This is a genomic window from Pseudomonas sp. FG1, from assembly GCF_034313875.1.
GTDB lineage: Bacteria > Pseudomonadota > Gammaproteobacteria > Pseudomonadales > Pseudomonadaceae > Aquipseudomonas > Aquipseudomonas veronii.
Map to the genome: position 1 here is coordinate 3,967,614 of NZ_JAVIWP010000001.1, position 14,512 is coordinate 3,982,125.

The 14,512-nt window shown below is 61.0% G+C and carries 9 protein-coding genes; 7 read left to right on the plus strand and 2 right to left on the minus strand.

The window, feature by feature from the left end; translation table 11 throughout:
• Nucleotides 1-346 precede the first annotated feature (346 nt).
• Entirely contained in the window at nucleotides 347-3,208 is a 2,862-nt protein-coding gene (locus RGV59_RS18450) for an ATP-binding protein (RefSeq protein WP_312023629.1), read from the plus strand.
• A complete protein-coding gene (locus tag RGV59_RS18455; RefSeq protein ID WP_046383758.1) occupies nucleotides 3,198-4,310 on the plus strand; it encodes an HD domain-containing phosphohydrolase in 1,113 nt (370 codons plus the stop codon). The genes RGV59_RS18450 and RGV59_RS18455 overlap by 11 nt, the downstream gene beginning before the upstream one ends.
• Here RGV59_RS18455 and RGV59_RS18460 read toward each other — a convergent pair.
• A complete protein-coding gene (locus tag RGV59_RS18460; protein WP_046383757.1) occupies nucleotides 4,307-5,005 on the minus strand; it encodes a response regulator in 699 nt (232 codons plus the stop codon). The two genes, RGV59_RS18455 and RGV59_RS18460, sit on opposite strands and share 4 nt — an antisense overlap.
• Nucleotides 4,986-8,363 carry an ATP-binding protein gene (locus RGV59_RS18465; RefSeq protein WP_126586065.1) on the minus strand — a complete coding sequence of 1,126 codons (3,378 nt, stop codon included), beginning with the start codon at nucleotides 8,361-8,363 and terminating at the stop codon, nucleotides 4,986-4,988. Before RGV59_RS18465 ends, RGV59_RS18460 begins: the two co-directional genes overlap by 20 nt.
• Before the next feature lie 312 nt (nucleotides 8,364-8,675).
• Between RGV59_RS18465 and urtA the strand changes: the two genes are divergently transcribed.
• The 5 genes from urtA (at nucleotide 8,676) to urtE (ending at nucleotide 13,596) form a co-directional block, all read left to right on the plus strand.
• Nucleotides 8,676-9,884: an urea ABC transporter substrate-binding protein gene (gene urtA, locus RGV59_RS18470; RefSeq protein ID WP_024074866.1), complete on the plus strand. Its 1,209-nt coding sequence runs from the start codon at nucleotides 8,676-8,678 to the stop codon at nucleotides 9,882-9,884.
• Nucleotides 9,885-10,052: 168 nt separating this feature from the next.
• Nucleotides 10,053-10,970: an urea ABC transporter permease subunit UrtB gene (gene urtB, locus RGV59_RS18475; RefSeq protein WP_010564283.1), complete on the plus strand. Its 918-nt coding sequence runs from the start codon at nucleotides 10,053-10,055 to the stop codon at nucleotides 10,968-10,970.
• A gap of 10 nt (nucleotides 10,971-10,980) precedes the next feature.
• Nucleotides 10,981-12,141 (plus strand): urea ABC transporter permease subunit UrtC, encoded by a 1,161-nt coding sequence (urtC, locus tag RGV59_RS18480; protein WP_126586067.1) that lies wholly within the window; start codon nucleotides 10,981-10,983, stop codon nucleotides 12,139-12,141.
• The gene (gene urtD, locus RGV59_RS18485) at nucleotides 12,138-12,896 is read left to right on the plus strand and encodes an urea ABC transporter ATP-binding protein UrtD (RefSeq protein ID WP_046383754.1); all 759 of its coding nucleotides are present in this window, start codon (nucleotides 12,138-12,140) and stop codon (nucleotides 12,894-12,896) included. The genes urtC and urtD overlap by 4 nt, the downstream gene beginning before the upstream one ends.
• A gap of 10 nt (nucleotides 12,897-12,906) precedes the next feature.
• A complete protein-coding gene (gene urtE / locus RGV59_RS18490) occupies nucleotides 12,907-13,596 on the plus strand; it encodes an urea ABC transporter ATP-binding subunit UrtE (RefSeq protein WP_046383753.1) in 690 nt (229 codons plus the stop codon).
• The last annotated feature ends 916 nt before the right edge of the window (nucleotides 13,597-14,512 follow it).

Here is a 14,512-nt window from a genome sequence, read left to right on the forward strand (position 1 = left end):
AAGGCCAGCGGCGAGTAATCTTACCGGCAAGTATGGGAGCACGTATGCCAGGCGAATACGACCTCATGCCACTCTTGCTTGGTGCGATGGTGTCTGCCTAAACGCGGAAGCTGTTTGCCCTGGATTTATCCGCCTTGATGCGAGCCAAGCCCAGTCAGCAGACGATTGACCGCCGCGCTTGATTCTTCCATTTCGCTTGCGGCGCGCAGTACAGCGCTCCAGTCATTTTCAATGATTGCCCTCATAAAAAGTATGGAAACGTTTCACCGAATGAGCTATCGTTTTTTTGACATCGTATTGCCACTATACAAATAACAGGCTGATGCCATTTGCAGGAGTGCTGGTAGTGAATGAAAGCTCTTCTCAAATAGGCTTGCGTCAGTGGATCTGGCGGGCGTTCATGCAGAGTGCATTAATCCCGTTGGTCCTGGTGGAGACGATTCTGATTGCTTGTTACCTGCTGACCAATCAGGCGATCCGTGTATCGCAACTCGATTATTTGGAACGCAGTGCAATTGAAAGCCTTGGCGCAACTGCCGACCAAAACACCCGAATCATCCAAGATCAATTAACCCACATCGCCGATGTCACTCAGCTATTTGCGGATATGACGGCTAACTCACTGCGTGCCGCTTCAACACCCTTGAGTGAAACATTAAGCACTTCTGCTGATGGGGCTCTTTACAGTGGAAAAGACCTGGGCGGAGCGGCGTCGTTCTACTCGTCGGTCACACCTGTCGCGCAACAGAACCTGGGTAAAGTGCAGAAGTTGTCCAGCCTCGACCCATTGATGCGTGCGATCAAAGATCATGAAGCGATGGTCGCCAGTGTCTATTTCAATACGTGGGACAGTTACAACCGGATTTATCCGTGGATTCGTGCCGATGAACAATATCCGCATGATATGCAGATACCCGGTTATAACTTTTATTATCTGGCCGATGCCGAACATAACCCGCAGCGAGGGGTTCGCTGGACTGACGTCTACCTCGACCCGGCGGGTCATGGCTTGATGATGTCCGCGATCGCGCCTGTTTATGAGCGCAACTTTCTCGAAGGCGTGGTCGGGCTGGATATCACCGTGGGCGATCTGCTGAAAGAAATTTCCACGCTTAAGGTGCCGTGGGGCGGGTACTTGATGCTCGTCGGCGCGGACATGAAGATCATGGTGTTACCGCCCGAAGCCGAACATGACTTTGAAAAAGGCAACTGGAGTGGTTCGGGGGCAAAGGCCACGAATGAAGGCGCGGTCAACCTTGCGGGTTCAAATCTGATCGATGCGGTGGACCCTCGGGAGTTGGCGGCCGCTGTCGCGCGCAATAGTCGTGGCAGCGCCGAAATCGTGCTCAACGGGCGCTCCCATCTGGTCGCATGGGCCGAAGTGAAGCCGGCGGGCTGGCGATTGCTGGCGGTCGCCGATGAAGAAGACGTCATGGCGGCCACGAACAGCTTGGCGCTCCATTACCGCAACATCGGCTATTTGATGATTGCCGGCCTGGTGATGTTTTACCTCGCATTCTTCAGTTACATGTGGATTCGTGCGCGCAAATTGAGCCATAGCCTGCGGCGGCCGATCCGCGATATCAGAGACATGCTGCAGCAAATTGGCAACGGCCAGTGGCTCCCGCAGCGCGCGCGTTCGAGCATTCGTGAGCTGGATGAAATGGCGGGCAACGTGCTGTCAATGGGCGCCCAACTGTCATCCAGTGAAGCACGGCGCAACGCGGCGCAGAACCGCCTCAATCTTGTCGTTGAAAGCATCACCGCCGGGCTCTGGGAATACCGCCTGGATACTGACCGCCTGTCGTTGAGCGAAGCGTTCTGCACGCGTTTCGGGGTGCCAGCGTGCCAACTGGAGCGCTTCTGTTTTTACGATCACGTCGACCCCGAAGATGTGCAGGCGCTTGATCAGGCACTCAACGCGTTGCGCACCGGCACCGCGTCGGTGATCGACCTGGAGTTACGTTTATTGCGGCCCGATGGCTCGCCAATCTGGTTTTTGTGCCGTGGACGCCTGATCGAGTCTCCCGATGCGCGCATGCGTTTATCCGCAGGTACGTTTGTCGATATCGACACGCTTAAACAGGTTGAAGAGGATCTGCGTCGCCGTACCCTTGAAGCGCAAGGGGCGAGCAAGGCGAAGTCGCGTTTTATCTCCAGCATGAGCCACGAATTACGCACACCGCTGAATTCGATTCATGGATTCGCCCAGTTATTGCGCCTGCAAGTGGCCGATGGGCAGGAGGAGGCCAAATCCCTTGATGAGATCCTGGGCGCCAGCCAGCACCTGGCTCACCTGGTCGACGATTTGCTCGACTGGTCGAGCCTGCAGGCGGAGGCGCCGCGCTTGCAGATGCGTGTCCTGGAGGTCGACGGACTGATGCGCGAATGTGCCGAAATGGTCCGTTCCCAGGCCAAGGCTGCGGGTCTTGACCTTGAGTTGCAGTCGACGAGCCCCGCGCTGAGTGTGCTGGCCGATGCCAGGCGCCTGCGCCAGATCCTGCTGAACCTGCTGTCCAACGCCATCAAGTACAACCGCCCTCACGGTCGCTTGTTCATGGGGGCTGAACTCCATGACAAGGGGCGCGTGCGGGTGTTTGTCGAAGATGGCGGCGCAGGTATTTCCGCGGCCCTGCAAGGCGCGTTGTTCGAGCCGTTCCAGCGTTTGGGCCAGGAAAACACCGCGATCCAAGGCACCGGTATCGGCCTTGCGTTGTGCCGAGAACTCGCCACGTTGATGAACGGCAGCATGGGGCTCATCAGCGAAACGGGCGTCGGCAGTCGCTTTTGGGTCGATCTGCCCCAAGGCATCGCGGCAACCAAGGTCCATAAGCGCTTGTTCTCGCTGTGTTTCGTGGGGCAGGACGAGGAGACGCTGCGCTGTCTTGAAGACACGTTGACGGGCATGGTGGAACTGCGCCACGGAACGCTTGCGCAGTGTCTGGAGCAGGTACGGCGCGACACGGCGCCGGACGTCATGCTGATTGACTGTGACTTACTGGGAAATGACTTGATCGATGCGCTGTCGCGGTTACGACGTTTGCCAGGTGGCGATCAAATCCTTCTTATTCTGCTGTGTACATCACCACACCTGCTCGCGACGTTGGGGTGTGAGTTTCAAGCAGTGCTTAAACAACCGCTGGAACCCAATGAGCTACGCGAACTCATACGCGCGATGATGCAAGTGGAGAAACCGAATGTTCAGTGATATCCCCGCCGATACCCGAATTGTGATTATCGATGACGTGGCTGCGAACCTGCGCTTGCTGGAGTCCAGCCTGAAAGCCTTTGGTTTGCGCAACGTCTTGAGTTTCGCCGACTCGGCCAGCGGGCTGGTTTGGCTCAAAGAGCAACCGTGGGATTTGCTGCTATTGGATCTGGATATGCCCGCGCCCGATGGGTTTGAGATTCTGCGCCAACTCAGCGATCGCAATCGCTCAAGGTCTCCCGTGATTATCTTGACGGCATTGAGCGAGCCGCAAAGTCGGCGTCTCGGCCTTGAACTGGGGGCCAACGATTATCTGACCAAACCGTTGGATTTGCCTGAGCTGCTATTGCGCATACGCAACGCTCTGCGCTTGTCCCATGCCACCCGCCAACTGCAAGACCTGAACAGCGAGTTGGAGCAAAGGGTGTTTGAGCGCACCGCTCAGTTGCAGGAAAGTTATTGCGCCATGATCCGCGCATTGAGTCGTGCGGCCTGCTATCGCGATGATGAAACGGGCGCCCATGTATTGCGCATTGGCGAAACTGCGGCCTTGATGGCCGAAGCAATCGGTATGCCGCAGAGGTGGTGCGAGCTGATTCGATTGGCGGCGCCGATGCATGACTTGGGGAAAATCGGCATTCCTGATCGGATCTTGCACAAGGAAGGCCCATTAACCGTGCCGGAACGCCAGCAGATGATGGAGCATCCGCGCATCGGCCATGCAATCCTGCAAGATGCACACGCCACAGACCTGACCGATATGGCCGCGGACATTGCCTATGGTCACCATGAAAAATGGGACGGCAGCGGCTATCCGCAAGGGCTTGCCGGAAAGGACATTCCGCTGTCGGCAAGGATTGTCGCGTTGTGTGATGTCTATGACGCGCTGCGTATGGAACGTCCCTATAAGCGGGCCTGGAGCCCTGAACGGGCGCAGGCCTATATTCTTGAGCAATCGGGCGTGCATTTTGATCCGGAGCTGGTGACGGTGATGCGCCGCTGTTTCGGCCCGGTTGAACAACTCATTGAGGATGACGCCGAACTGGCTGGCATACACAAGCAACGACAAGCCGATGCGGGCACTGGCCAGCCCCCACATTAAAGCGTCGCCAACATGGGCGCCCGGCTCGGGCTCATCGCGGCCAAGGCCACCGACGTCGCCGCCGTGCGCGTCTCCACCCCCAACTTCACATACACATGTTCCAGGTGCTTGTTCACCGTCCGCGGGCTCAGCCCCAAGATATCGCCGATGTCCCGATTGGTCTTGCCGCACGCCACCCAGCGCAGCACCTCGACCTCGCGCTCGGTCAGTTGAAAGCGTGCCGACAACAGCTTGTGCGCCGGCTCATCCTCCAGGGTCAACACACTCGGTTGCGTCGCCGCCCGCGCCGACAGCAGGATGCGCGAGGTGCGTAAATGCGCCGCCACCCGCGCCAGCACCTCGTCGGTCTGGATCGGCTTGGTCACGTAGTCGCTGCCGCCCACTTCAAAGCCTTGCACCACATGCTTGCTGTCGGTCAGCCCAGTCATGAACACCACCGGGATGTCCGCGCTGGCAGGTAACGCCTTGAGCCGGCGGCAGGTCTCGAAACCGTCCAGGCCCGGCATCATCGCGTCCAGCAGGATCAGGTCCGGGCGCCGGCGTTGCACGCGGTTCAGCGCGCTGAGCCCGTCGAGCGCCACCAGCACCATGTAGCCGGCGTCGTCGAGGGCGTCGGAGAGCATGGCCAGGTTGTCCGGGGTGTCGTCGACGATCAGTACCACGCCGGGTTCAGTGCTACGGGTGAGTACATTCATCTTCGGCCTCCTTGAGGGTTCGGTTGAGTTCATCCAGGCGGAAACCCTTGAGCAACCCGCGCACTTTGCTGATGAACGGTGCGGCGTCCGGGCGGTGTTCGAGGATCGTGTCGAGTTTTTCGTGCAGGCCCCGCACGTAGCCGATCGCGCTGAGTTCGGCGAGCACGGCGAGGTCGTCGGCGCTCGGCAGCACGCTGGGCGGTGGCGGCGCGACGAAGGTTTTGGTGCGTCGCAGCCATTGCAGGCCGAGGTGTTGTTGCAGGCGTCCGAGCAGTTCCGGGGTACGCACCGGCTTGGCCAGGTAGTCGTTGCAGGCGGCGGCGATGCTGCGCTCGCGGTCGTCGGTAAAGGCGTTGGCCGAGATCACGATGATCGGCGCGGTGGACAGCGCATTGCGGCGGATCAGCCGGCTGGTTTCCAGGCCGTCCAGGGTCGGCATCGACAGGTCCATCAGGATCAGGTCCGGCGCCAGCAGCGCGACCTGGCGAATCGCATCCTGGCCGTTGCTCGCCTGGATCACCTCAAAGCCCAGAGGTGTGAGCATGCCGCTGAGCACCTTGCGGTGGTCCACATGGTCGTCCACCACCAGAATGCGCCGGCGTGCGCCGTGGTAGCCGATGATGTCGTGTTCCACATGCACCACCGCCTGCGGCGCGCGTACCTGGGACAGGAACAGGCGCACCTGGAAACAGGTGCCCTTGTCCAGCTCGCTGGTAACGCGTAGCTCGCCGCCCATCAGCGCGGTGAGCATGCGCGTGATGGTCAGCCCCAGGCCTACGCCTTTGTCCTGGCGCATCAGGTCGCCGCGCTCGAACGGTTGGAAGATCCGCTCGATCTGCCCGGGGTCGATGCCGATGCCGGTGTCGATGATTTCAAAGTTGGCGGTCTCGCGCATGTAGCTGACCCGCAGGCACACTTCGCCGCTGTCGGTGAAGTTCACCGCATTGCCGAGCAGGTTGATCAGGATCTGGCGCACGCGTTTTTCATCACCGCGCACCACGGCGGGGATCTTGCCGACGCAGTCCAGGCGAAAGCGCAGGCCCTTGTCCTGGGCTTGGGGGGTGAACATCTGCTCCAGGTCGTGGATCAGTTCGGGGAAGGGGATTTCGGTGAGTTCCAGGCGTAACTTGCCGGCCTCGATCTTGGCCACGTCGAGCAGGCCGTCGATCAATGACAGCAAGTGCGAGCCGCTGCGCAGGATGGTCGCCAGCGCGTCCTGGTGTTGCTCGGGCATGGCGCTGTCGCGCTGCAGGATCTGGGTGAAACCGAGGATGCTGTTCAGCGGTGTGCGCAGCTCGTGGGACAGCCCGGTGACGTAGCGGCTCTTGGCGGCGTTGGCGGCTTCCGAGGCTTCCTTGGCCTGTTGCAGGGCCTGGTCGGTGAGGCTGTGGGCGTCGATTTCCTGCATCAGCAGCAGGGTCTGGCGGTCGGATTCCTGCTGGGCGACGCGGCGGCTTTCGCGGGTCAGCACCACCCACCAGGCGAGCACGGCGGCCAGCACCGACAGGGTCAGGAACGCTTTGAAGAACGCCTGGTACAAGGTCTCGGAATGCGGCAAACCCTGGGCCGCCTGCACGTAGATCAAGGCCAGGGCGCCGGCGAGCAGCAGCACCAGCACCGATAACAGCCCCAGGTAATGGGCCAGCCGCGTATGCAGGCGTGGCATCAGGCTGTTGGGCAGCAACCGGCGCAGCACGCCTTCGAACTGGCTGACCAGCCGCGCATGGGGTTTGCAACGGTCGCCGCAGCGCGCATCCAATGAGCAACACAACGAACAGATGGGCGTGCTGTAGGCCGGGCAGAATGCCATGTCCGCCGTCTCGAACGGGTTGCTGCACAGCCCGCAGACCGCATGGGTGGCGGGTGCCACTGGTTGAATCAATTGGGCGTCGCTGGTGCGCGCGATGTAGTACTTGCCTTGGGTCATCCAGGCCAACAGCGGCGCCATCACCAGCGCCGTGCCGAGGGCGACAAAGGGCGGCGCGGCCTGGGCCAGGGCGCCAAACAGGCCGAAGTGGGCGAGGATCGACAGCAGCGAGGCAATCAGCATCGAGCCGACACCCACCGGATTGATGTCGTAGAGGTGCGCGCGCTTGAACTCGATGTGTTTGGGCGACAGTCCCAGGGGCTTGTTGATCACCAGGTCGGCGACCAATGTACCGATCCAGGCAATCGCAATATTCGCGTACAGCCCCAGCACCTGATCGATCACGTCGAACACGCCCAGCTCCATCAGCATCAACGCAATGGCCACGTTGAACACCAGCCACACCACGCGCCCGGGGTGACTGTGGGTGACGCGGGCGAAGAAGTTCGACCAGGCCAGGGAGCCGGCGTAGGCGTTGGTCAGGTTGATCTTCATCTGCGAGATGAACACGAACAGCACCATGGCACCGAGGGCCCACTCCGGCGAGCTGAACACATAACGGAAGGCGACCAGGTACATCTGGGTCGGCTCGGCGGCGCGTTCCATGGGGATTTCATGTTGCAGGGCAAGGAACGCCAGGAACGCGCCGCCAAACATCTTCAACGCGCCGGGGATAATCCAGCCGGGGCCGGAGCAGAGCAGGGCGGCCCACCAGCGCTTGCGGTTGGCGGCGGTCTTTTCCGGGAGAAAGCGCAGGTAGTCCACTTGCTCGCCGATCTGCGTCACCAGCGACAGCGCCACGGTACAGGCGGCGCAGAACGCCAGCAGGTTGAAACCGCCGCCGTCGCCGCTGCGCCCGACAAAGCTGGTCCAGTCGCTGAACGCGTCGGGGTTTTTCCACCACACGAAACCATACGGCAACACCAGCAAAAACAGCCACAGCGGTTGGGTCCACAGTTGCAGGCGACTGATCAGCGTGACGCCGTAGGCCACCAGCGGAATCACCAGCAGCGAGCAGATCACATAGGCGAAGGCCAGCGGGATATGAAAATACAACTCCAGTGCCAGCGCCATGATCGCCGCTTCCAGGGCGAAGAACAGGAAGGTGAAGCTGGCGTAGATCAGCGAGGTGATGGTCGAACCGATATAGCCGAAGCCGGCGCCACGGGTCAGCAAGTCCATGTCTACGCCATAGCGGGCGGCGTAATAGCTGATGGGCAGGCCGGTGAGGAAGATCACCAGGCTGATGGCCAGGATCGCCCAGAAGGTGTTGGTGAAGCCGTAACTCAGCACCAAGACGCCGCCGATTGCCTCCAGCGCCAGGAACGACACCGCGCCCAGGGCGGTGTTGGCGATGCGCAGCTCCGACCACTTGCGAAAGGATTTGGGGGTGTAGCGCAGGGCGTAGTCTTCCATGGTCTCGTCGGCGACCCAGGAGTTGTAGTCGCGGCGGATCTTGACGATGCGCTGGGTGCCGGGAGGGGATTGCACGATGGTGAGGCTCCGCAGAGTGGACGAAGGGAGTGAGCAAGTTCCATGCCCTCGACTGCGCTGGGAGCCAGATGTGGGAGGGAGCTTGCTCCCGATGACGCTGTGTCAGTCGCTAATCAGTTGACTGACCCACCGCCATCGGGAGCAAGCTCCCTCCCACATGGGTCAGCGGTGGCTGGGCGGACGCGATCCTGCCCTGCATTGGTGCGCAACGGCATACGTCAAATGACGTACTGCGTTACGTCAGGCTGCGTATACCCGCGCTGGCCCGCTGCCGCCATGCTGGAGCCCTCATTGCAGAGGAGTCGCCCCATGGAACCACGATTGATCCGCTCCAAACCGTTGTTGGCCCTGTCGTTGCTGGCGGCCGCGCTGTTCAGCCAGGGCGTGCTGGCCGACAACGAAGGCCTGGCCGTGACGCCGACCGAAGTCACCGTCGGCCAGTTGCACTCGGCCACCGGCACCATGGCTATCTCCGAGACCGGCTCGATCCAGGCCGAACGCCTGGCCATCGAGCAAATCAACGCCTCGGGCGGGATTCTGGGACGCCAGATCAAAGTGATCCAGGAGGACGGCGCCTCCGACTGGCCGACCTTCGCCGAAAAGGCCAAGAAGCTGTTGGTCAACGACAAAGTCGCCGCCGTGTTCGGCTGCTGGACCTCGGCCTCGCGTAAAGCCGTGCTGCCGATCTTCGAGAAAGAAAACGGCCTGCTCTACTACCCGACCTTCTACGAAGGCCTGGAACAGTCGAAAAACGTGATCTACACCGGGCAGGAAGCCACCCAACAGATCCTCGCCAGCCTGGATTGGATCGCCAAGACCAAAGGCGCCAAGACCTTCTACCTGGTTGGCTCCGATTACATCTGGCCGCGCACGTCGATGAAGATCGCGCGCAAGCACATTGAGAACGTACTGCACGGCACCGTGGTCGGCGAAGACTACTACCCGCTGGGCAACACCCAGTTCGGTTCGCTGATCAACAAGGTCAAGCTGAAAAAGCCTGACGTGGTCTTCGCCGCCGTGGTGGGCGGTTCCAACGTGGCGTTCTACAAACAGCTCAACGCGGCGGGCGTGAATGCGTCCAAGCAAACCCTGTTGACCCTGTCGGTGACCGAAGACGAACTGCTCGGCATCGGCGGCGAAAACATGGCCGGCTTCTATGCCTCGATGAAGTACTTCCAGAGCCTGGACAACCCGAACAACAAAGCCTTCGTCGAAGCCTTCAAGGCCAAGTACGGCAAGGATGCGGTGATCGGCGATGTGACCCAGGCGGCTTACCTCGGCCCATGGCTGTGGAAAGCGGCGGTGGAGAAGGCCGGCAGTTTCGACGTGGATAAAGTCGTCGCCGCCTCCCCAGGCATCGAACTGAAAACCGCGCCCGAAGGCTACGTGAAGATTCACGAGAACCACCACCTGTGGAGCAAGTCGCGCATCGGTGAAGTGCAGCCCAACGGCCAGTTCAAGGTGATCTACGAGTCGGATCTGATCGAACCGAACCCGTTTCCAAAGGGTTACCAATAACCTTCAAGCACACCGATTCAAATGTGGGAGGGGCTTGCCCCCAATAGCGGAGTGTCAGTCGACATTTCTATAACTGAGCCACCGCTATCGGGGGCAAGCCCCCTCCCACATAGAGCAAAAGCACATCGCATTCCAACTATCACCTCCCGCTCTCAGGAGACCATCATCATGGAATGGCTATCGGAATTTGGAGCCATCGCGGCGATGCAGGGGTTCAACGGCTTGTCCGTGTTCTGCGTGCTGTTGCTGATGGCGTTGGGGCTGGCGATCATTTTCGGCCAGATGGGCGTGATCAACATGGCCCACGGAGAATTCCTGACCATCGGCGCCTACACCACCTACGTGTGTTCCAGCCTCACCGCGCACTTTGCGCCGAGTTTTCAACCCTATTACTTCTTCTTCGCCATTGCCCTGTCGTTCCTCGTTGCCGGCGCGGTGGGCTGGTTGGTGGAATGGGCGATGATCAGCCGCTTGTACAAGCGGCCGCTGGATACCTTGCTGGCAACCTGGGGCCTGTCCCTGGTGATGCAGCAAACCTTCCGCTCGGTGTTCGGCGCCCGGGAGGTCAGCGCCGAGCCGCCGGCCTGGCTGATGGGCTCGGTGAACTTCACCGACGCGATTGAAATCCCGCGTAACGGCCTGTTCATGATGGCCCTGACCGTGCTGCTGACGGCGGCGATCTTCCTGATGCTGTACCGCTCGCGTTGGGGCCTGCAGGTGCGTGCGACGGTGCAGAATCGCCTGATGAGCCGCGCGGTCGGGATCAATACGCGCAAGGTCGACCGCATGACCTTCGCCCTCGGTTGCGGCGTGGCCGGGGTGGCCGGTGCGGCGTTCACCACCATCGGTTCCACCGGGCCGACGGCGGGTTCGCAGTACATCGTCGACACCTTTCTGGTGGTGGTGTTCGGCGGCGCGCAAAGCCTGTTCGGCACCATTGCCTCGGCGTTCGTGATCGCCCAGACGCAATCGCTGTCGGAGTTTTTCCTCAGTGGCTCGATGGCCAAGGTGCTGACCTTGTCCTCGGTGATTCTGATCCTGATGCTGCGCCCGCAAGGGTTGTTCTCCATCAAAGTGCGCAAGTAGAGGCGAGCAGATGAAGGCTTTAGACAAGCTGCTGGGCGGCCAGCAAAACCTGATCGGCATCGCGCTGCTGGCGCTGCTGATTCTCGTGGTGTTCCCCCTGACCCTGGATGCGTTCCGGCTGAACATGGTCGGCAAGTACCTGACCTACGCGTTTGTCGCGGTGGGGCTGGTGCTGTGCTGGGGCTATGGCGGCATTCTCAGCCTGGGGCAGGGCGTGTTCTTCGGCGTCGGCGGCTACTGCATGGCGATGTTCCTCAAGCTGGAAGCGTCCGACCCGGAAAGCACCAAGATCCAGTCCACGCCGGGCATCCCGGACTTCATGGATTGGAACCAGATCACCGAACTGCCCTGGTTGTGGCAACCGTTTCACAGTTTCAGCTTTACCCTGGTGGCGGTGATTGCGGTGCCGGTGCTGCTCGCATTCATTATCGGCATGGCCTTGTTCAAGCGGCGCGTGGGCGATGTGTACTTCTCCATCGTCACGCAGGCGATTGCGCTGATCCTCACGGTATTGATCGTCGGCCAGCAAGGGCTGACCGGCGGCGTCAATGGCATCACCGACCTCAAGACCCTGCTCGGCTGGGACCTGCGCACCGACAGCGCGAAGCTGCTCCTGTACTTCATCAACGCCGGCTTGCTGTTCGGTTGCATTTTCATCGGCCGCTTCATCCTCGCGTCCAAGCTTGGCCGGTTGTTGATGGCGATGCGCGACAAGGAAGAGCGCGTGCGCTTTTCCGGGTATGACGTGGCCAGCTTCAAGATCTTTGTGTTCTGCGTGGCCGCGGCGTTCTCGGCGATTGGCGGGGCCATGTTCGCGTTGCAGGTGGGCTTTATGTCGCCGTCGTTCGTGGGCATCGTGCCGTCGATCGAGATGGTGATCTTTGCCGCCGTGGGCGGGCGCATGTCGCTGCTCGGCGCGGTGTACGGCGCGCTGCTGGTGAACTATGGCAAGACCTACTTTTCCGAGTCCTTTCCCGAGCTGTGGCTGTACCTGATGGGCGGGCTGTTCATCGCCGTGGTCATGTACTTCCCCAATGGCCTGGCCGGCTTGTGGGACAGCCATGGTCGGCAGGCATTGGCCCGGCTGCTGCGCCGTCAACCACCGGTGCAAGCCGTGGCGCCGCTGGTCAAGCCCAAGACTGAAAGCAAAATCCTGGAGACCCAGCCATGACCGCCGTCGGCTTTGAAATGAACAAACCGGTGCTGGCCATCGAAGGTCTTACCGTGTCATTCGACGGCTTCAAGGCGGTCGACAACCTCAACCTGTATATCGACCGCAACGAAGTGCGCGTGGTCATCGGCCCCAACGGTGCCGGCAAGACCACGGTGCTCGACCTGATCTGCGGCAAGACCCGCGCCACCAGCGGCAGCATCCAGTTCGACGGCCAGGAACTGACCACGATGCGCGAGTACAACATCGTGCGCGCCGGGGTCGGACGCAAGTTCCAGAACCCGTCGATCTACGAAAACCTCACGGTGTTCGAGAACCTCGAGATGTCCTATCCGGCCGGGCGCAAGGTCTGGGGTGCGCTGTTTTTCAAGCGCAATGCCCAGGTGATCGCACGGGTGGAAGAGGTGGCGCGGGAGATCTTCCTTGGCGATTTGCTGCAACAACAGGCGGACTTGCTGTCCCACGGGCAAAAGCAGTGGCTGGAGATCGGCATGCTGTTGATGCAGGACCCCGAGCTGCTGATGCTCGACGAACCGGTGGCCGGCATGAGCGTCAATGAACGCGCGCAAACCGCCGAGCTGCTCAAGCGCATCAGCCAGGGCCGCTCGGTGCTGGTGATCGAGCACGACATGGAGTTTGTCAAAAGCATCGCCCACAAGGTCACGGTGCTGCACCAGGGCAAGGTACTCGCCGAGGGCAGCATGGAGTCGGTGCAAAGTAATCCGAAAGTCATCGAAGTGTATTTGGGCCACTGAGGAGTCCGGCATGTTCAAGATCGACCAGTTGTCCTGCGGCTACGGGCAGAGCCAGATCCTCCACGACCTGGACCTGAACGTGGCCAAGCGCGAGATCGTCGCGGTGATGGGCCGCAACGGCATGGGCAAGACCACGTTGTTCAAGAGCTTGATGGGCATCCTGCCGCAGTGGAAAGGCCAGGTCAGCGTGGACGGGCACGATGTGTCGGCGCTGGAAACCCATGAACGGGTTGAGCGCGGGATTGCCTACGTCCCCCAGGGCCGCATGATTTTTCCGAGCATGACGGTGTTGGAAAATATCCAGACCGGCCTGCCGGCCTCGGCGCGGGGCAAGGTGCCGGAGGATTTGTACGCGCTGTTCCCGGTGCTCTACGACATGCAGTCGCGCAAGGGCGGCAACCTGTCCGGCGGGCAACAGCAACAGTTGGCGATTGCGCGGGCGCTGGCGACCAACCCCAAGGTGCTGCTGCTGGATGAGCCGACGGAGGGCATCCAGCCGTCGATCATCAAGGACATTGCCCGCACGCTGAAGGAGATTCGCAACTTAAGGGACCTGACCATCGTGGTCTCGGAGCAGGTGCTGTCGTTCACCCTGGAAATCGCCGACCGCTTTTTGGTGATCGAAAAGGGCCGCTTCGTGATCGAAGAAACCCGGGACCGGGTGGACGAGGCAACCATCAGCCGCTACCTGTCCGTCTAGCAGCGACCGATTGTAGGAGCCGGCTTGCCGGCGAAAAACGCCCAGGCGCCGCGTTCATCCTGGCGACGCGCGTCATCGTTAACGACCTTCGCTGGCAAGCCAGCTCCTACAGAAACGCAGGGCTGCGAACCGACCTGTAGGAGCCGGCTTGCCGGCGAAAAACGCCCAGGCACCGCGTTCATCCTGGCGACGTGCGTCATCGTTAACGACCTTCGCTGGCAAGCCAGCTCCTACAGAAAAGCACACCTGCGAACCTGCCGGCGAAAAACGTCCAGGCACCGCGTTCATCCTGGCGACGCGCGTCATCGTTAACGACCTTCGCTGGCAAGCCAGCTCCTACAGAAACGCACACCTGCGAACCTGCCGGCGAAAAACGCCCAGGCGCCGCGTTCATCCTGGCGACGTGCGTCATCGTTAACGACCTTCGCTGGCAAGCCAGCTCCTACAGAAAAGCAGGGCTGCGAACCCACCTGTAGGAGCCGGCTTGCCGGCGAAAAACGCCCAGGCACCGCGTTCATCCTGGCGATGCACGTCATCGTTAACGACCCTCGCTGGCAAGCCAGCTCCTACAGAAAAGCAGGGCTGCGAACCCACCTGTAGGAGCCGGCTTGCCGGCGAAAAACGCCCAGGCGCCGCGTTCATCCTGGCGATGCGCGTCATCGTTAACGACCTTCGCTGGCAAGCCAGCTCCTACAGAAAAGCACACCTGCGACCCCCCCTGTAGGAGCCGGCTTGCCGGCGAAAAACGCCCAGGCGCCTCGTTCATCCTGGCGATGCGCGTTATCGTTAACGACCTTCGCTGGCAAGCCAGCTCCTACAGAAAAGCAGGGCTGCGAACCGACCTGTAGGAGCCGGCTTGCCGGCGAAAAACGCCCAGGCGCCGCGTTCATCCTGGCGATGTGCGTCATCGTTAACG